General features: G+C 46.7%; 19 protein-coding genes. 2 read left to right on the top strand and 17 right to left on the bottom strand.

Annotated features, from left to right (window positions below; translation table 11 throughout):
• The first annotated feature begins 285 nt into the window (after positions 1-285).
• Positions 286-1020: a monofunctional biosynthetic peptidoglycan transglycosylase gene (gene mtgA / locus IEX60_RS02525; protein ID WP_188747026.1), complete on the top strand. Its 735-nt coding sequence runs from the start codon at positions 286-288 to the stop codon at positions 1018-1020.
• Between the two features lie 144 nt (positions 1021-1164).
• Here mtgA and IEX60_RS02520 read toward each other — a convergent pair whose 3' ends face one another.
• The 16 genes from IEX60_RS02520 to IEX60_RS02445 all read right to left on the bottom strand — a co-directional run bounded on the left by IEX60_RS02520 (position 1165) and on the right by IEX60_RS02445 (position 18416).
• On the bottom strand, positions 1165-1629 hold the full coding sequence (locus IEX60_RS02520) for an ABC transporter ATPase (protein ID WP_188747024.1): 465 nt from the start codon (positions 1627-1629) through the stop codon (positions 1165-1167).
• Positions 1630-1674: 45 nt separating this feature from the next.
• Positions 1675-2202, bottom strand: coding sequence for a DUF420 domain-containing protein (locus IEX60_RS02515; protein WP_229717374.1), 528 nt, complete (start codon positions 2200-2202; stop codon positions 1675-1677).
• Between the two features lie 90 nt (positions 2203-2292).
• Entirely contained in the window at positions 2293-2919 is a 627-nt protein-coding gene (locus IEX60_RS02510; protein WP_188747021.1) for an SCO family protein, read from the bottom strand.
• Positions 2920-3005: 86 nt separating this feature from the next.
• Entirely contained in the window at positions 3006-3383 is a 378-nt protein-coding gene (locus IEX60_RS02505; RefSeq protein ID WP_188747019.1) for a cytochrome C oxidase subunit IV family protein, read from the bottom strand.
• A 25-nt stretch (positions 3384-3408) separates the two neighbouring features.
• The gene (locus IEX60_RS02500) at positions 3409-4137 is read right to left on the bottom strand and encodes a cytochrome c oxidase subunit 3 (protein ID WP_188747017.1); all 729 of its coding nucleotides are present in this window, start codon (positions 4135-4137) and stop codon (positions 3409-3411) included.
• A 9-nt stretch (positions 4138-4146) separates the two neighbouring features.
• Entirely contained in the window at positions 4147-4728 is a 582-nt protein-coding gene (locus tag IEX60_RS02495; RefSeq protein WP_188747014.1) for a cytochrome c oxidase subunit 3, read from the bottom strand.
• Positions 4729-4733: 5 nt separating this feature from the next.
• Positions 4734-5633, bottom strand: a complete 900-nt coding sequence (cyoE, locus tag IEX60_RS02490; RefSeq protein WP_373284996.1) for a heme o synthase — start codon at positions 5631-5633, stop codon at positions 4734-4736.
• A 116-nt stretch (positions 5634-5749) separates the two neighbouring features.
• Positions 5750-6802, bottom strand: a complete 1053-nt coding sequence (locus IEX60_RS02485) for a COX15/CtaA family protein (protein WP_188747012.1) — start codon at positions 6800-6802, stop codon at positions 5750-5752.
• 6 nt (positions 6803-6808) lie between these two features.
• On the bottom strand, positions 6809-8701 hold the full coding sequence (locus IEX60_RS02480; protein ID WP_188747010.1) for a cytochrome c oxidase subunit I: 1893 nt from the start codon (positions 8699-8701) through the stop codon (positions 6809-6811).
• 32 nt (positions 8702-8733) lie between these two features.
• On the bottom strand, positions 8734-10044 hold the full coding sequence (locus IEX60_RS02475; protein ID WP_229717373.1) for a cytochrome c oxidase subunit II: 1311 nt from the start codon (positions 10042-10044) through the stop codon (positions 8734-8736).
• A 94-nt stretch (positions 10045-10138) separates the two neighbouring features.
• A complete protein-coding gene (locus IEX60_RS02470) occupies positions 10139-11374 on the bottom strand; it encodes a quinol:cytochrome C oxidoreductase (protein WP_188747006.1) in 1236 nt (411 codons plus the stop codon).
• A 20-nt stretch (positions 11375-11394) separates the two neighbouring features.
• Positions 11395-12018, bottom strand: coding sequence for a c-type cytochrome (locus IEX60_RS02465; protein WP_308420725.1), 624 nt, complete (start codon positions 12016-12018; stop codon positions 11395-11397).
• On the bottom strand, positions 12011-12547 hold the full coding sequence (locus IEX60_RS02460; RefSeq protein WP_188747001.1) for a DUF3341 domain-containing protein: 537 nt from the start codon (positions 12545-12547) through the stop codon (positions 12011-12013). Before IEX60_RS02460 ends, IEX60_RS02465 begins: the two co-directional genes overlap by 8 nt.
• Before the next feature lie 2 nt (positions 12548-12549).
• The gene (gene nrfD / locus IEX60_RS02455) at positions 12550-14031 is read right to left on the bottom strand and encodes an NrfD/PsrC family molybdoenzyme membrane anchor subunit (protein ID WP_188746999.1); all 1482 of its coding nucleotides are present in this window, start codon (positions 14029-14031) and stop codon (positions 12550-12552) included.
• A gap of 31 nt (positions 14032-14062) precedes the next feature.
• The gene (locus IEX60_RS02450; RefSeq protein WP_188746997.1) at positions 14063-17077 is read right to left on the bottom strand and encodes a TAT-variant-translocated molybdopterin oxidoreductase; all 3015 of its coding nucleotides are present in this window, start codon (positions 17075-17077) and stop codon (positions 14063-14065) included.
• Positions 17078-17123: 46 nt separating this feature from the next.
• Positions 17124-18416, bottom strand: coding sequence for a c-type cytochrome (locus IEX60_RS02445; protein ID WP_188746995.1), 1293 nt, complete (start codon positions 18414-18416; stop codon positions 17124-17126).
• Between the two features lie 366 nt (positions 18417-18782).
• On the opposite strand from IEX60_RS02445, the gene IEX60_RS02440 reads away from it, so the two are divergent.
• On the top strand, positions 18783-19163 hold the full coding sequence (locus tag IEX60_RS02440) for a methionine-R-sulfoxide reductase (protein ID WP_188746993.1): 381 nt from the start codon (positions 18783-18785) through the stop codon (positions 19161-19163).
• Here IEX60_RS02440 and IEX60_RS02435 read toward each other — a convergent pair.
• Complete coding sequence (locus IEX60_RS02435; RefSeq protein ID WP_188746991.1) at positions 19117-20136, bottom strand: LacI family DNA-binding transcriptional regulator; 1020 nt, start codon at positions 20134-20136, stop codon at positions 19117-19119. The two genes, IEX60_RS02440 and IEX60_RS02435, sit on opposite strands and share 47 nt — an antisense overlap.
• Between the last annotated feature and the right edge of the window lie 136 nt (positions 20137-20272).

The following is a 20272-nucleotide window of genomic DNA, read 5'->3' as shown; positions in this document are numbered from 1 at the left end:
ACATGGACGGCTCATATACTTCTAATAAATTACAAGTGCATTTTTATTAAGATGAAAAAAAGTATCAATATTCACAATCGGATGTAACATACCGTAAATAACCTCTTCAACGCTTCAGTCGCTAATGTGTTAATAATCGGGGCATTGTAGTACGAGTTGGTGTTCATGAATTTCTCTAAAAACTCGAAATATTTGGTCTCGTACAATGACCAATTGGTTAAAAAATCCGGATATTGAGTACCGTTGTTTGTATTGCTTCAATTTGTATATTCGCACCACAGAACTATGGCAGCGAAGCGAAAGCGCAAGAAAAAGGCCCGGCAGTTATCCCGGTTCATACCCAAAGTCGGCAACGTTTACTTACGTTGGACGTTGCGTGTGGTTGTCGCATTCTTTACCGTTACCATCGTTTGGGTCCTGCTGCTCAGCTTTATCAACCCACCCATTACCTGGTTGATGATACAACGTGGATTTGAACGTAAAAGTGAGGGCAAGGAATGGAAAATCACCAAGCAATGGGTACGGTACGAGGACTTGTCGGATAATTTAAAACGCGCGGCCATCGCCGGTGAAGATGCCCGTTTTCTCACCCATTGGGGATTTGATCGAGAAGCCATTGCCGATGCGTATCAGCGCAACAAAGATGGCGGCCGGTTACGCGGTGGAAGTACGATTAGCCAACAGACCGCCAAGAATGTATTCCTTTGGCCCAAACGTTCTTGGCTACGGAAAGGATTCGAAACCTATTTCACCCTATTGATTGAATTGTTCTGGAGCAAAAAGCGGATTCTCGAAGTTTATCTCAATGTCATCGAGACCGGAGACGGCTTATACGGTGCAGAAGCCGCGGCGCAGTATTATTATGGTAAATCAGCCGGAAGCCTGACGAAACGCCAAGCCGCATTGCTCATAGCGGTGTTGCCCAACCCCCGGCGCTGGTCGCCGGCAAAACCTACGGGCTTCATCAACCGGAAGGCCAATACAATTGTCCGATACATGGGGTATAGTGAAATTCCTTGATTAATGGATAGTGGATAGTGGATAATGGATAGTGGATAATGGATAGTGGATAATGGATAGTGGATAATGGATAATGGATAATGGATAGTGGATAGTGGATAATGGATAGTGGATAGTGAATTATCAATTTTCAACTATCAACTATCAACTATCAATTAAAAACACCTTTGCGTGCCAACTGTCCTTCAAAGGCACTTCCCAGGCGGTTTCCAAGTCGGGGTATGAAGCGATCAGGTTGTTGAATACCAAGGTACGGTCGGTCACTTCACCTGCTGCTATTAATTGCTCAAACTCCGCACGCGAAACGGCCTTAATACCTTCGGCATCACGGTAAGCCACCTGCATGCGATCGAAAAAGCTTAACCCGGTTTCCGTTTCGATTTCTTTTAGCAAATGTACGGACTTATCAATGGAGCAGCCTGTGGGGGGAGCCACGCCGTCATCCACCATCAAGATAATAAACCGATCATACCGGATTTCCGCTTTTGCCGCCAACGCCTTACCGTGCGCCTTCCACTGGGAAGTAAAGCCGCTCAATTTATCCAATATATGTTTTTTTTCGCCTTCGGTCAGTTCCCGATCCGCTTGATATATCCAAATACGTTCCATACAAAGACAAAAATACGGAAATTTTAGGGGAATGCGATGTAAGGCTCAACTCCCATAATACGGCGAGATCATCAAATATACCACCACACCGGTCACTGCCACATAAAGCCAAAGCGGAAAGGTGATCCTGGCAATCTTCCGGTGTTTAATGAAATTGCCCGACAGGCCGCGGACGAACGTAATCAGCACAAACGGGATGATCACAATGGACAGCAGGATATGGGTGATCAGGATAAAGAAATAAACATAGCGGATAGCCCCCTCACCTCCATATGGGGTAGACTCGGCGGTCATGTGATAAGCCACATACATGGCCAGGAATGCAACCGAGCAGCCAATACAGATCTTTACCAACCGCTCGTGTAACTTACGATTCCCTTTTCGGATTGCCAGCACGGCACACACCAACAACACAGCGGTAATACCGTTGATTGTTGCATAGATGGGAGGCAGAAAAGTAAGCGGTTTCACATCATATCCCAAATCCCGCAGGTTTACGCCAAACAAAATAGCCACGACAAGTGGAATAGCGATGGAAAGGACAACGATCCATCGGTTATATTTTCGTTCCATCAAATCACTACTTTCTTGCATTTCAAACCTCCTCTTTCATGTACCTCTAACTTCGTACTTCTAACCCCCGTACCTCTAACCTCGTACCTCTCACTTATACGGGCTTTTTTCCCTGATCTCCTGCACCAACAACAGCTTGATCTCATCGATCAGCCGATCTACTTCTTTCATATGATTGACATCATAATATCCCCGGATGCGGCGTTTGGAATCAACCAAGATGAGTGATGAGCTGTGGATAAAACCAGCTTCCTGCGTTGTATCTTGTACCGCATCCACCAGAAAACCTTCCCGGGCGATGTCATACACATTATCTTTCCCCGCTGTTAAGAAATGCCATTTCTTGGTTTCGGGGTGATAAGCTTGCGCATACTCCTTTAAAACCGCGGGTGTATCGTAAGCGGTGTCTACCGTGATCGTATAAAAATTGACCATCTCATTGTTTGCAAAACGGTCTGCCACACGATTCATTTCGTCGTTCATATGCTTACAGAACGTTGCGCAGCGGCTGAAAAAGAAATTGACCACAGCAATGCTGGTATCGTTGGCTAGCACTTCTACCGTTTTACCCTCCTGATTAGTCAGTGAAAATGGCTTGATTTGATGGAATAACGTATCGGGGATCTCCTTACCCATCCGTTTACTGACTGTACCTGTCAACACCTTTTCGCCATAAATCGGCAAATTCTGGTAGCGGTTCTGACCTTTTTTCTCCAACAAATAATATAAAAATCCTGGCAGTAATAAGATAACTACCAGGATAATAACCTTTTTTAAACCTTTCGTTTGCCCGACAGTGTCCATTAGGGATTCGGCCAAAAAGGGAACGGGCTAAAATGTCCTTTCAGATACGTCCCTTCGGTTAGCATCAAAGCAATGAGATAAATAATAAATAAAAACACGATGGTTACCGACATGATGAACCCGAAGGTTTCAAATTTGAGGTGCATGAAATAGGCAACAATATAATATGCCTTAAGCAAAGTTAACGCGATGTAAACAATATTCACCCCCAAACCTTTGCTGATAACTCCTCCGTGGACTAAAACCAACGCGATAAAAAATTCCAACGCAGTGATTGCAAGCAGGTAAAAAAAGACCCGCCAAATCCTGCCTTTGGTCATACCTTCGTGGTGCCCTTCTTCGTGCCCTACTGCCTGATCGTGATGTTGAGAAGCCATAGCTTACTAGTGTGTTTTTAACTAATTATACCAAATAAAAGAATGTAAATACGAATACCCATACGAGATCTACAAAGTGCCAGTAAAGCCCCACTTTTTCCACCATCAAGTAAGATCCCCGACGTTCAAATGTGTTGGCCAACACCATTCCCAATACAATAATATTCAACAGGATACCCACTGAAACGTGAAATCCGTGGAAACCGGTAATGGTAAAGAAAAGATTAGCAAACTGCTGTGCCGACACTTCCGAAATCTCCTTTGAAAAGAAAGGTGCCAAACTTACCTCGGGCGAGACGCCTTCCTGCCCTGGAATGCTGCCCCACCAGAATCCTTCATGATGCAAGTGGGTCCACTCCATCGCCTGGCAGCCGATAAACATCAAGCCTCCGATGATGGTAGCCACCATCCAGCCGACCACTTCCTTCTTGGCATTGCGATGTCCCGCTTCAACAGCAAGCACCATGGTCACCGAACTCATGATCAAGATAAACGTCATGATACCCACGAACACGAGGGGATAGCCGTGGTCTGCAATCAATGGGATGGACTGGAATACCTTATCGGGATCAGGCCAAGTGAGGTGGGCAAAACGCTGCGTGCCGTAATAAATCAGGAACGCGGAAAACGTAAAAGCATCTGAAGTAAGAAAAAACCACATCATGATTTTGCCATACTCCACATTGAAAGGCGATCGACCCCCGTTCCACCGTCCGGTTTTTACCTTATCCAATTGCGTTACAGTTGTACTCATTGTTCAGTGTTATTGATTCAAAAGTAAAAAAACATAAATATAAATCCATAGAATGCCCAGAAAATGCCAAAATAACGCGGCTAAATCCATCCGGAAGACATTATTTACCTGGGAAACGTTCCGCATACGTCCTACCAATGCCCGGACCAGCACCAAAATACCAGCCGCAATGTGCGCCAAGTGCATCCCCGTGAACACATAGATGAACGATTGGGACGCATTGCTGTTCACAAACACCACCCCGCGGTCACTCAATATCCCCCAAGCATGCACTTGCATGGCAAAAAAACCAAGTCCCAACAAAATGGTGATGACCAGCAAAATCCGCTGCCTGGTAAATAACGTCCGCTTCGCAGCGACGTAAGCCAATTGCATGGTTACACTGCTTAGCACAATCAGTATCGTACTATATATAAATGCTTGTGGCAGCAACGTCTTGATGCCCCGGTCTGCACCGCCCGCAGTGTATACGATAAATCCGCTTGACAGTGCCGCAAACATCATAAACATGCCGATCATGCCCAGCCAAAGGTTGAATTTCTTCGCCTTCTGCTGAGTCAGATCTTCTTTATTTTGCGTATATTGTGCCATAGCGATCATAACGCATTAAAATCAAATAGTAATATCAATTGGATCAGGGGTAGGTAAAAAAACGAGGTAAACATCACCTTACGCGCTGCCGCCAAATCGCACTTTAAAAACAACTTCAACCCGTACCAACTGAACAAGAGTGCGCCCGCAACGGAAACCAGGGAAACAACAATTCCTCCAAATCCGAAGTAATAAGGAAGCAAACTAACGGGTATCATCAATAAAGTTGACAGAAATACCATGAATGCCGACACTTTGTCGCGTTTCATGGTTGGCAACAACCGAAATCCCGCCCGTTTATAGTCTTCATCAAGCACCCAGGCAATGCCCCAAAAATGCGGAAACTGCCAGACAAACTGAATGATAAACAACACCAGGGGAATAATAACGATTACCGCAGCGTTCTGTTGGCTATATAATGCCAGATCATTTTGGCTAAACGCCGCGTAATAACCAATCAATGGCGGCAAAGCGCCGGGAAATGCCCCTACAAATACCGCAATGGGCGATTTTCTTTTTAACGGCGTGTAGATAAAGGCATATAATAAAATAGAAAACACCGATAGCAACCCCGCAATGAAATTGAGTGTCACCAACGTATATGTTCCCGCAATTCCCATTAATAAGCTCAGCACCAAGGCCTGTCCGGTGGTCATGCGGCCGGCCGGAATGGGTCGATCTGCCGTACGCTTCATCAGTTTGTCCAAATCACGCTCAATGATTTCGTTGAATCCATTGGCCGATCCGGTAACCAGGAATCCGCCTACCGTCAAAATCACCCAATGAAGCCAATTGATATCCCCCTGCTGCTTAGCGCCGATAAGAAACGCAATGGAAGCTGAGAACACCACGGTCATCGTAAGCCGGATTTTAACCAACTTCTTAAAATCAGCTATAAATAACATCAATTCGCCCAGCACATGCCCTTTATCCTGCTTGTGCACAACAACGTTCCCCCCCAATTTATCAGCCTGCATATCCCGATTCGATATCTTCATTTAACTATCTTCCTTTATCAAATTTACTTCCACGAAACCTTACCCAACAAAAGCATCAGATAATACTGCGTACCAAACAATAAGCTTGCTAACACCAAATGTACCGTCTGTGCAAACGGTGGAATATCAAAGTATCCCAATACTCCCGCGCTCCCAATCTGCAACACAAGCAGGAGTAATACCAAATTGGTAAACCGGCTTTGATGCGTATTGGGTGCAAATCGTGAACGGACCACGAAGAAAAGCAATACGATCATAATTGCCGATACCAATGCCAACATACGGTGCATGTCAAACACCTCACTCAGTTGGCCAAGCCATTGACTTCTATTCAGCCCATTAGCCGCATCCGAAATCAAATCAATTTCCTCCCGTACGCCCGTTCCCACTGCAACCTGTATCACAATCAGCAGCAGCGACACGGCCGCCAACCATTTAATCCCACTTGACGTGTGGTTAATCAACAAATCCTTGTCGCGCAACGATCGTGCCTTGAAATACGTATAAATACTGATTCCAACAATGACCAGTGCCAACAGCATATGTACCGTAATCATCCAGGGCATCAGATTCGTTGAAACCACCAATGAACCCAACCAGGCCTGATACCCTACAGCTACTACATTAATCACACTCCATACGAAAATGGATCGCTTTGTTTTAAAGAACGTAAAAGAAAAAATGGCACAGCCTAAGATCAACATCCCCGTAATCGCTCCCACCAGCCGATTGACATACTCTGTCCATGTTTTTGCAGCATTGAACTCTTCATGCTGAAGAATACTCTCATCGTGTCTGATGCGTGCTGCCAGCTCCTTATTGCCGAAACGCTCAAGCATGGTCGCAAACCGCTCATTTTTTGCCTTTCTTCCTGCGATGTATTTTTCCTCATAGCCGGAAGGCAATTGGGAAGCATCCGTAGGCGGAACTAAGCGATCAAAACACTTCGGCCAATCCGGGCATCCCATACCGGACCCCGTACTGCGCACCACCCCGCCTGCCAGTATCAATACAAACAACGAAACAATCGTGATTTTGTTGATCCATAAAAACCTCTTCTCTGCAGGCGGAAACATCAGTTATCACTCCTTTTCGCTTTCGGGCTGTGTTGCTGCATTTGCCCGCTCCCATTCCCGCTGTATACGTTCGGCTTCCACATTTCCTTCGAAGTCATGCGGAAGATTCGAACTCATCGTTTCCGAAAATGGTACCGTCTGCGGAATAAAATCTTCGTGATGTCCCGGTTTGCTGTAATCATAAGGCCAACGGTAAACAGTCGGAATTTCACCCGGCCAGTTTCCATGAATGTGTTTCACCGGCGTTGTCCATTCCAGCGTATTGGCACCCCATGGATTTTGGGTGGCCACTTTACCATACCGCATCGAAGCAAAGAAATTCCAGATGAATGCGATTTGTCCCAAGCCCGCGATAATCGCAGACCAGGTAATAAAGACATTCACCGAGATCCATTTTTCCATAAATGGAAATTCCGTAAATGCATAATACCTACGGGGCACGCCATCAATCCCCATGAAGTGCATGGGGAAAAACACAAAGTATGCGCCTACGAACGTAAGCCAGAAATGCAAATACCCTAGCTTCTCGTTCATCATCCGTCCGAACATCTTGGGATACCAATGGTATACCCCGCATAGCATACCGAATATGGAGGCAGAGCCCATCACCAAGTGGAAGTGGGCCACTACAAAGTAGGTATCGTGCAGGTTAATGTCCAACGCCGAATTACCCAAATACAGTCCTGTCAAACCACCTGAGATAAAGAAAGACACCATCCCGATGGCAAACAGCATCGCCGGTGTGAACCGGATATTCCCCCGCCACAACGTAGCGAGGTAGTTGAATGATTTCACGGCTGACGGAACCGCAATAATCAATGTAGTGATCATGAATACCCCACCCAGAAAAGGATTCATACCCGTTACAAACATGTGGTGCCCCCACACGATAAACGACAGAACCGTAATACCGATCAGGGAATACACCATGGCATGGTAACCGAAAATCGGTTTGCGGGAGTTTGTAGAAATCACTTCGGAAGTAAGCCCCAAAGCAGGCATTAACACGATGTAAACCTCGGGGTGCCCCAAAAACCAGAATAAGTGCTGGAATAAAATCGGGCTACCACCCTCGTTGGGCAGGATCTGCCCCTGAACCACCAATTCCGACAGGTAAAAGCTCGTACCCATACTACGGTCAAAAATCAACAGTACTACGGCAGACACCAGTACAGGGAATGACAACAGTCCCACAATAGCGGTCAGGAACAACGCCCATATAGTCAGCGGCATTTTCCAAAGGTCCATTCCTTTGGTCCGCATATTCAATACCGTACTGATGTAATTGGTACCTCCGAGCACCTGTGAGACGATAAACATCACCATGCTGATCAACCAAAGTGTCATGCCAAGCCCTGAGCCGCTAATTGCTTTAGGTACTGCGGACAAAGGTGGATAAACCGTCCATCCTGCACTTGCCGGACCGCTCTCAATGAAAAACGACGAAATCATGACCACGCAGGCCCCAAAGAAAAACCAATAGGACAGCATGTTCATAAATGGCGATGCCATATCCCGCGCACCTAGTTGGTACGGAATCAACAAGTTGGCAAACGTTCCGCTGAGTCCCGCGGTGAGCACAAAAAATACCATGATGGTACCGTGAATGGTCACCAGTGCCAGGAAAAACTCCGGGTTGATTCTGCCACCTTCTGCCCATTTACCTAAAAAGACTTCCAGAATAGGGAATTCTTTATCAGGCCAAGCCAGTTGCATCCGGAACAATATCGATAAAATCATGGCGAAAACCGCCATCACTATACCGGTAATCAAAAATTGTTTAGCAATCATTTTGTGATCCTGACTAAACACATATTTAGTCCAAAATGACTCATGGTGATGCCCATGTTCTCCATGGTGATCCACACTATGCGTACCTACGCTTGCTATACTTGACATATCTGTGTATTAAATACGTTACTCCTTAATCCCTATTCATGTACATTGGCCAACAACTTGTTTTCGGTTGGCTCATCTTTCGTCTGCGATACTTTAAACTCTTTTCTGAGATCTTCTGTAAAGAAGTAGGGTTGTTCATTAAGCCATGCCTGATATTCCTCTTCGGTTACAATTCTCACTTTCTTCTGCATGTTGTAGTGACCACCGCCGCAGATCTTCGCACAGAGCATTACAAAATCGTACTTGTAGTCGCCCAAACGGTCGCGCATCTCCTCCGTTGTTACGGTTGGTGTAAACTGAAAGTAGGTCTTCATACCCGGTACAGCATTCATCTGCACCCGGAAATCCGGCATATAAAAGCTATGCAAAATATCTTTTGACCCGATCTGCACGCGTACCGGCCTATTCACGGGAAGTACAATTTCCGATCCCAGTTGATCGTCCCAGTTCTTCTTATCATTGAAATCCATTCCCAGGCCGTTCAAAGGGGTAGTAAGCCGATAATTACGTTCACCGAGTTGACCATCTCTCCCCGGATAGCGAACCGTCCAGGTAAATTGCTCACCCACCACCTCGATATGCAGGGCATTCTTCTGAGCTTCTTCCGGCACGTTGGTGATACTACGCCAGGTAAAAAAGCCAAACAATACCAGAATTGTCAGCACGATGGCCGGCGTAATGGTCCATATTTTCTCAATGGTATTATTGTGTGGATAGAAGTATGCTTTACGAGTAGCGCGCGCGCGGTACAAATAGGCAAAGAAAAATAAGCCAATGTGCATCACAACCAATACGATCGTACAGATAATGGTGGTTATGATGAACATTGTATCAATCCGCTGACCGTGTTCCGTAACAGCCTCCCGGAACGATTGGCCACCGTGATGTACATAAGACCAATACACACCGTATAAGCCTAAGACCAATGCAACCAAAAACAATACGGCATTGAAGTTATATAGATAATAGGTGGTATCCTTCCCATTCATTCGCCTGGTCAATTCGTAGACTTGAATAATCTTCCCGATTACCCCGACCAGCACACAGATTAAAAGGACCAATAGTATCCCATAAAAAAAGTTCTTGTATACCTGTGGATCGATATTCACACCTGTATCTGCCGCTTCTGCAGCAGGTGCGGCACTTGTACTGGTTCCTCCCGGTGTCGCGGCAACGGCTGTATCAGCACCGGTAGCTGCGGTATCCGCACTTGCGGAGGCGGTATCGGCCCCAACGGTATCGGCCGCCACAACAGCGGTGTCGGCAACCTGCGCACTCGTATCTGCATCCTGGGCAAAAGCCCCGTTAAACAGCGCGATTCCCAAAACGAATGCCAGCGTCAAAACTGTTTTAAACTTGCTATGTTTTATAAAGCCCATTCTATTTATAACGATTATCCGTGTTTTAATATTACTGTTGTACCTCTAACCTCGTACCTCAAATCTGATGATGTAAACTCTCCTCCAAAAAGGGGTGCTTAGCCGGTGCCAATGCATGCTTGCTGAGCTTATTGAATACAAGGAACGAGAAAAGTCCTACAAAACCAAGGGCTGTACCCACTTCAATCCATCCAAACCCACGGTGCACTTCTACGGTGCCCGGCATGATCATGATGTAATAGTCCAACCAATGCCCCAACAATAACAATATGCAAACAAAAGCTAATATCCTGCTATTGCGCACAAAATCCCTATTGACTAAAATCAAGACAGGCGCTACGAAATTAATCACCACGTTGATCCAAAACCAAGGCTTATATTCCGGCTCCCATCTTTTATAAAAGTAAACGGTTTCCTCGGGTATATTGGCATACCAGATCAGCATAAACTGAGCAAACCATACATACGTCCAAAAAATGGAAAATCCAAAAATCAACTTCCCTAAATCATGCAGGTGGTTTTCATTTATCCAAGCCATGTAACCTGCCTTTTTCAACAGAATGATAATCAACGTAATCACACAAAGCCCGCTCACCCACATCGCTGCGAAATTGTACCACCCGAACATGGTGGAAAACCAGTGGGCTTCCAAAGACATGATGGTATCGAATGCCCATATCGGCGTGGTAAATCCGAAAATCACGAGAAACAGTGCCGACAATTTAAAGCTCCTCTTATAGGAATAAAGTCCGCCATCAAGATCTTCGTTATACGAATACCTCGCCAGCAGCCACGAGCAGATGCTATATGCACCCATGAAAACCACCTGACGGATCAAAAATCCCGGTGCATTCAAAAACGCGGACTTGCCAGCCACTAACGCATCGTAATTAGGGCTATTCGGATCTGTAAGTCCTTCTCCGTACCAATGGTGGTACAGGTTATGCGAAAATAGGCCCACAACGGTGATCAATAATAAGATCAGCGCCGCAATGGGCAATACACTGGCCATTGCCTGTGGGATTCGGATCATACCCGACGACCAGCCTGATTGTGTTACATACTGTATGGCCAAAAAGAATCCGCCTGCCATGCACACACAGGTGAAATAATACCCCATCAGCAATAAATTTGCGTAGGTCCGCTCCACGATAATGTGGTCGCTGGAAAGCAAGCCTATGGCGATTGCCACAACACCGACGGCTAAAGCAACCAGGCTCAGTACCCTCGCTTTCCCCGTGAACGTAAATTGCTCGCTGAAGTTATAATCGTGATGATGACTATGATTTCCCATTTAATATAGCTGATATAATATTAATTCTTTTGTAATTCCCTAACATACATAACCACTTTCCAGCGTTCCTCGGGTGTTAGCTGTGACGCGTGGGATCCCATCATGTTCAATCCATAGGTGATTGTATGATAAATCTTTCCATCCGTGAGATCAGCCATCTGCCCACCCCGTGACGAGTTAATTCCGTCTGATTTCGCATAAGAAGGAGGGGGAGGAAAGTTCTCAAGCTGCCGGGATTCGGCCTCCAACGTCCGGTCTTTGGTAATCGGCCCATCGCCGTGCCCCTCCGGGCCATGGCATACCGCGCAATAGACCTGATAAAGCGCCTTGCCCTGTGCAAGGTTTTCCTCGGTATGCACAAGTGGATTTACCACTTCAACACCCGCACGTTCGTAATCTTCGTTGCTGGCAGAATAGGGAAACCGCTCAAATCCCACCGGTGTTGTGCCCGCAGGCGGTACCTGCGCCGTCTTTCCATCTTTGAAATTTGCATTTGGCTGATCCGGATTATAACCGATGGGGTCATACATATTACGCGAAAACTCCCAGCCCGTGCTGCGTGTGGTCCGATCGCCGCACGCGGCCGCCACGGCTGCAATTGCAACCGCTGTGCTCACAACGCTAAGAAGTCTCATTTTATTCATAACTAACATATTTTCGTTCATTGTACTTCACTTCTACAGCACCCGCTTCTTTTAACAGCGTTTCGATTTTTGCGTGGTCGGTATTGTCATTGGCATCAACTGCCAGGATAAACCGGTCGTCGGTGGCACGCAAGTCCATTACGCGGGGAGCACGTCCCGGAAACAAGTGATTGCGGTAAAAAAACGTAGCTACCATGCCCAACGCTGTGATCAGAATGGTACACTCAAAGGTCACAGGCACAAAATCGGGCAGAGGCAATGCAGGCTTACCGCCAATATTCATGGGCCAATCGTAAAACATCGTATAATACAGGAGGCTGAACCCCAATGTTCCGCCCAACAAGCCGAAACAAAACGCAGCAATGGGAAGACGTGACGGCTTTACACCCAGCTTGGCCTCTATGCCGTGAATGGGCATCGGCGTGAAACAATCATATATGCTGACGTTGTTGGCTTGCAGCTTATCGATCCCGTCCATCAGTTCGTCCGGATCCGCAAAACTTCCGATGATATACTTGAAATTACTCATTGCTACTTGATTTCTAATTCTTTGATTTCGTCCGCTGTCACGGAATCGTATTTCGTCAATGAATTCCTAAAGAATTCCACCTGTTCCTTATCCAGATGACCCTCCTTGATCAATTTGGTTTTCTGCTGTAAGCTCGCGCTCTTCAACAATAATTTCACCTCGGCAATCGCAATACCCGGCAGGAACCGCAGGAACAGCAGGAACAGCGTGAAAAACAGACCGATGGATCCAACAAAAATACCGACATCTGTCCAGGTGGGATAGAACATGGCCCAGCTGGAAGGGAGGTAATCGCGGTGAAGCGAAGTTACAATGATGACAAACCGCTCGAACCACATACCGATATTTACGACGATGGACAGCACCCATGAAATGGGAATACTTGTACGGATTTTCTTGAACCAGAATAACTGCGGGGAAATCACATTACAGGTCATCATCGTCCAGTACGCCCACCAATACGGACCTGCAATCCGGTTAGCAAACGCATACATCTCGTATTCGGACCCCGAGTACCAGGCAATGAACAGCTCGGTCAGATAAGCGATACCAACGATAGAACCTGTAACCATGATAATTTTATTCATGGACTCGATGTGGAACATCGTAATATAGTTCTCAAAGTTCAGTACTTTACGCATGACCAGCAACAGCGTTTGTACCATGGCAAATCCCGAAAAAATAGCTCCGGCGACAAAGTAAGGCGGAAAGATCGTGGTATGCCATCCCGGAATTACCGAAGTCGCAAAGTCCATGGATACGATCGTGTGTACAGAAAGTACCAGTGGCGTGGATATACCCGCTAATATCAGGGAAACAATTTCGAATCGCTGCCATGTCTTTACGGATCCATTCCAGCCAAACGACATAATCGAATAAATCCGTCGTTTTAATCCGGCAGCACGGTCACGTACCGATGCAATGTCCGGCAAAAGGCCGCAGTACCAAAAAACGAGGGATACCGTAAAGTAAGTAGAGATTGCAAATGCATCCCATACCAGCGGCGAATTAAAATTCACCCACAACGATCCGAATTGGTTTGGTAACGGAAAAATCCAGTAAGCCAACCATGGACGGCCCATGTGGGCAACCACATAGGTAGCCGCACAGATCACCGCAAAAATGGTCATTGCCTCTGCCGAGCGGTTAATCGAATTCCGCCAGTTCTGGCGGAACAACAATAACACAGCGGAAATCAACGTACCGGCATGGCCAATACCTACCCACCACACAAAGTCGGTGATATCCCATGCCCAGCCTACTGTCTTATTGAGCCCCCAGGCTCCAATACCTGTCCAAAATGTATATCCCACACTGAATACCCACAATAATGCGCCCAATGCAGCCAGAATAAATCCGATCCACCACGCTTTATTAGGCTTATTCTCTACCGGAAGCAGAATATCATCGGTCACTTTGGCATACGTAATGTCTTTGCCGGTTACCAGGGGTTCTCTTAATATTGATTCGTTATGCGATGACATAGTCTATTTTTTCAAAAACAAAAAGAATTGGTTAAGCCTCATACGTATTTCTCACCTTCGTCATGTAACCGATACCGGGTTGCACATTGATCTCCTCCAACACATAGTACACCCGTTCATTCTTCAAAGCCTTGGATACTTCCGAATTGGGATCATTGGCATCGCCAAAGATAATGGCGTTGGCCGAACATGCCGAACCGCAAGCCAGGGTAATGTCTCCCTCTTTCAAGGGGCGTTTCTCCATCTTGGCTTTCAATTTACCCGCCTGAATCCGCTGGATACACATCGAGCATTTCTCCATCACCCCACGTGAGCGGGAAACGACATCCGGATTTAATACCAGCTGGGTAAATTCGTTGTTCAGGTAATTGTCGAACCGTGAATCGTTCCAATAGTTAAACCAGTTGAAGCGGCGTACCTTATAGGGGCAGTTGTTGGCACAATAACGGGTACCAAAGCAACGGTTGTACGCCATGTGGTTCAATCCCTCTGAAGAGTGTACCGTGGCTAGCACCGGGCATACCGTTTCGCAGGGAGCGTGTTCACAGTGCTGACACATCATGGGTTGGTGTACCACCGATACATTTTCCATGTCGTCCAGGTTCCGGATCTCATCCTCTTTGGTATACGAAGTACCGCTCTGCTCGATCGCATAATAGCGGTCTATACGCATCCAGTGCATCTCGCGGCGGCGACGCACCTCGTCACGCCCTACCACAGGTATGTTATTCTCGATGTTACAAGCTACGATACAGGCACCGCATCCTGTACATGCATTCAAATCGATCGCCATTACCCACTTGTGCCCTGGCTGTTCGTACTTGTTCCAAAGGTCATAGGTCTTATGTGAATCCGTCCATTTGCCGGCATTATGCCCCGGATTCTCTTTGTACTTCGTAAACGTAGTTTCACGAATCACATTCCGTCCTTCGATGGTGTGGTGAGTCTGGGTTTGCGCCAGCTCATAGGTTCCGCTCGCTTTGGCCAATTTAGCAGTCGTATTGAACTGCAGTGTACCATTCGCCAACTTCGCAAACGGATACGCATTTTTACCTACATTATCCCCGGCTTTCCCGACTTTCGTACGTCCGTACCCTACTGCAATGGAGACAGTTCCCATGGCCTGTCCCGGCTGCATCAGCACCGGAAGCGTTACCTTGTAGCCATTTTCACCTGCTACCTCTACCAAACTGTTTTCACCCAATCCCAGCGATTCGGCAAACTTTGGATTGATGGCAGCGTAATTATCCCACGTTACTTTAGACACCGGATCGGGCAATTCATGCAGATACGCATTATTTCCCTGTTTGCCATCTTTAATGGCTATGCTTTGGTATAATTGAACTTCGACGTCTTTAGCCAAGGCTTTGCTGTGCAAAGCAATCGCATTGGCAACCGCACCAAGCGATGCAAAATCAAAGCTATAAGTGGCTGCAGGTTGCTCTCCTTTGTATTCAAATCCCGTCTGCAGTACGTCTTTCCACGTTTTGCTGCTGCCAACCAGCAGCTGCTGTTCCCAGTAGTTTTTTACAAATGTATAGTAATCGGTCTTCTCACCGGCCCACAGTAACAAGCTATGTTCCGCCTGACGGGTATTGTATACCGGATTGATCGTCGGTTGTACGATTGTATAATATCCTCCCCGGGGATGGGCATCTCCCCAGGATTCCAAAAAATTATGATTTGGTGCAATTGCATCCAGTTCCGAAGCCGTCTCGTCTTCACGGTCGGCGAACGACAATTTGAACTTGATCTTGCCCAATGCGTCCTTCACTGCCGTTACGTCCGGATAACTGTACAAGGGGTTGCTGTCCAAAAAGAATGCGACATCGATATCACCCCGGTTTGCCTCGGCCAGGAACGTCGTAAACGCTTCGTCATCGCCTTTATACTGATAGGAAGGGTTATCCAGATCAATCGTGCTGCCGTAGCTTTGAAGTGCAACGTTGATGGCATTGGTCAAGGTCTGCATCGCAACCTCATTAGATCCAGATACGACCACTGCACGGCCACGTGCCTGCTGCAGCTCCTGTACCACCAGCTTCAACGCAGTTTGTGCCTTTTGGTTGGTGCTGAGTGCACCCGGCAAGCTGCTGCCCGTGATGGCATTGTAAAGTGCAATCAATAACGGTCCTTCTTCAGACGGCTTAATCGCCACACGCACGTCTGCATTCGTTCCGGTGAGGCTCATGCCTCCCTCAAATTGGATATGGCGGGACATCTTGCCTTTTTGAAGGCTCTTGTAATCGCGATTGCTGATGTATTGCTGGGTATGTTCTTCGCCACTCAGCCAGGTACCCAGAAAATCAGCAGCCACACTGACAATAATGTCGGCATTGTCAAAGCGATAATGCGGCACTACCGATTTGCCAAAGCTATTTTGATTCGCTTTGATGATACCACTGTAAGAAACCGCATCCACCTCAATTAAGCGGGTGGTCGGGTATTTTTCAGTAAATCGTGCGATGGCTGCAAGTGCCGAAGGGCTGTTTAGCGTCGAGGAAACAATCCGGATTTGCTTTCCCGCAGCATTGGCGGCATCGAGGGCTGTTACTACATTTGTATCCAACGCATCCCACGAAATATCGGAGCCCTTGAATTTAGGGCCTTTCAATTTGGATGTATCGTAGAGATCAAGTACTGAAGCCTGAGCAGATGCATCGGTACCGCAGTTTAATCCCACGGCGGAAGGATTGGCCTCCAATAAGATGGGACGGCCTTCGCGCGTTCTTACCAATACGCTTTGCCCTTTGAAACTGGACGCATAGAAGTTGGGGATCCCCGGCGTTACTTCCTCCGGTTTAATCAGGTAAGGGACGGCCTTGTGTACCGGTGTACGTTCGCAAGCCGCCAGTGTAACGGCCCCCAAACCAAACCCCAACGCTTTCAGGAAATCCCGGCGGGGGGTCCTGGTACTCAAGCCAGCTTCGTTCAAAACATCTTCTACGGGAATCGGTTCGGCAAATTCACCCTTGCTTTTCTCTACAAAAGCCGGCGTCTGTTGCAATTCTTCCAAACCCTTCCAATATTTCTTATTGCTCTCCATTTAAGCTATATCTAAGTATTGCGTATGTCTATATAACGTGTTTATTTTAGTAGTGGCATTTGCCGCATTCCAATCCACCCAGCATGGCGGCGGTTACCTTCTCACCTTTTTTCAACTTCTCATGTGCCGCAATCAGCTGGTCATAGTAAGCATTGCCTTGGTGGTTTACCTCTGTTTTCTGGTGGCAATCCACACACCATTTCATGGTAAGCGGTGAGTATTGGTATACCTCTGCCATCGTCTCAATCGGTCCGTGGCAGGTTTGGCATTCCACGCCGGCTACCACGACGTGCTGCGAATGGTTGAAATAGGCAAAATCAGGCAGATTGTGGATACGTACCCATTCAATGGGACGTTGGTTGGGGCCATACTCCATGGTTTCCGGATTATAATCCAAGGCCCGGTAAATCTTCGCAATTTCCGGAGACAACTCACCATCGTACTTGTCACTGGCCGTAATCGCTTTGTGGCAGTTCATACATACGTTAGCGGATGGTATCGAAGCATTCTTTGACTTAAACGCCCCCCCATGGCAATATTGGCATTCGATCTGATTGACACCTGCGTGTAACTGGTGAGAGAATTTGATGGGTTGTACCGGCTGATATCCTTCGTGTACTCCCACATTCCAAAGGGTTTTCCAACCTGCTGAACCCAGGAACACAACAAGCATCAGCACCGCAAAAAATACCAGCTTTTTGTTCTTGGCCAGTTTTTTCAGTTTACCCAGGTAATCTTTCCCTTCCTTTTCGGTAAGCTCGGGCTCGGGAATCAGGTCTTTGCTGTTCGCAATCACCCGTTCCAACGTGCGGATCACCCGATTCAGCACCAAAATCACTACAAAAGCCAGCGCAATTACTGCCACCAAGCCAATGATCATGAAGTTGCTCGCATCGCCGCTGGCAGCCGCTGCCGCACCGTTACCACTGCCGGTTGCACCGCCTGCAGCATCACCTGCCGCTTTCTTTTCCTCTTCTGATTTTATATACGCTAAAATGCTTTTGATCTGGCCTTCCTGAAGCTGAGGAAATGCCGTCATGGCTGCCGCGGGATACTGGGCATCCAATTCCAAGGCTGCGGGATCGCCCGATGCAATCATCGCAGGAGCATTGTGAATCCACTTCAGCAACCATGCTTCATCGTGCCGCTCGTTTACCCCAGCCAATTCAGGGCCCAAGAATTTACCGAACACCTTATGACAGGAGGAACAATTGGCTTTGAAAATCGTCTCCCCTTCTTTCGCATCCTGAGCCTGCAACGAAGAAACCACAAGCAGCAACACCAACGCAACGGATACCGGCCTGACAATTCTTCTGAAAACTAATGAGATATTTCTCATATTGAGCACTTTATACAAATTATGATAAACGTAAAAAATTGGGTTTTCTGAATCAATGGAACTACACCCTTTTAACAATGCCACAAAAGTATAACTTATTGGCGTATCGGTGACAATTGGATGACTTAATTTAATAATTTATAATCGTTCTAAATTGATAAAAAGCTGCGATTTCAGCGCATATGATGTATTTTATAACAAATATCCATCGACCACATTTTCCCGGTTCGATTTTAAAAATTTTGTTTTTTGAGATTTAATTTTTACAATAGAACGGGACTACAAAAAAAACTTTTTCTTACTTTTTGCGTATACTAATTTGCATAGGCAGGTTGCCTTGCTGGCAACCCGTGAGGAGATTAGCTGATGAAGACGGCAAAATACAATGAACTGACGCCCGAAGAGGCGTATGTTATCATCCACAAAGGTACAGAAAGACCCTTCACGGGGGCGTTGCTTACAAACAAAGCAATTGGAATTTATGTATGCAAACGGTGTGAAGCTCCGCTTTTCCGATCGGAAGACAAATTTGAATCTCACTGTGGCTGGCCGAGTTTTGACGATGAAATTCCGGGAGCTATCCAGCGCATACCGGATTCCGATGGGCGGCGCACGGAAATTGTCTGTGCGAACTGTGGCGGACACCTGGGTCATGTGTTTTGCGGTGAACGATTTACCGCCAAAAATACACGCCACTGTGTCAATTCGCTGTCGCTGAAATTTGTGCCGATGAAGACTCCCGGATAACCAATTCTGACGGTAGTACCACTTGTTTCGTCTCCTTACCTTTACCGTCAAGCTGATTGAGTAATGTATTGATTAACTCATCCGCAATGGCCTCTATGGGTTGCGAAACTGCGGTAATCGTTGGTGTAAACAATTTAAAGAGCGTATGATCATCGTATGAAACGACAGCAGGCATCGGCATATCACGTTGCTTGAGCGCCTTGAGCCCTCTGATAGCTAAGTAATTGGTAGCAAAGAAAATTGCATCCGGCTGCTGATCTCTCATAAATGCATGAAAATCCTGAATTGCCGTCTGCTCGTCGTCTTCCATATTCACTTTTTTGACATACGGCTGCAATTGATAGGTATCGATGGCCCGCATGTAACCGTTCATACGATCCCGCATCTGCGTTTGCGAAGAGTAGAGGGTAACCAATGCAATCCGCTTATACCCCCGTTGGGCCAGGTGTGCGGTGGCGTCATACGCCCCCTTTAAATTATCGGAAATCACATAGTTAGCATCGATACCGGGTATATACCGATCAAACAGGACCAGTGGCAAATGATTGCCAATCAGCGATTCAATGGTCTCGCGTACTCCCTCGGAGGGGGTAATAATATATCCATCTACATGCCGATCCCGGAACAGTTCAATGAGTTCGATGGTCTTTTCAGGCTGATTGTCGGTGCTGCAATATAAAATACGATAGCCTTTGCTGTATGCTTTTGCCTCAATAAGCCTGGCAATATTGGCAAAAAACGGATTGGAAATGTCTTCAATCACCAAACCGATGATCTTGGTTTTCCCGGTACGCAGGCTTTTAGCCAGTTCATTGGGCTTATATCCCACCTTCTTTACATAGTCGAGTACGCGCTTGGTTAATCCGTCGCTGATACGTTTCTCCTTGGCTTTGCCGTTGAGGATGAATGAAACGGTTGTAACCGATACACCTAAATCTCTTGCGATGTCACTGATGAGGATTTTTTTCTTCATTTCATTATTGTTAATTTACTAGTTATCGGCTCTCAGCTGTCAGCTTTTGGCAATCGGGTGTCAGCTCTCAGCTGTTGGATTCCCAGTCTTCCGGCTTTTTAGCAAAAAAGCTTAATTTTTTTAGCACCCAGGCAAA

Origin of the sequence: Parapedobacter defluvii, assembly GCF_014642075.1 — a bacterium.
Classification (GTDB): Bacteria; Bacteroidota; Bacteroidia; order Sphingobacteriales; family Sphingobacteriaceae; genus Parapedobacter; species Parapedobacter defluvii.
Note: the sequence above shows the minus strand (reverse complement) of the source record. Positions and strands in the feature narration are given on the sequence as shown.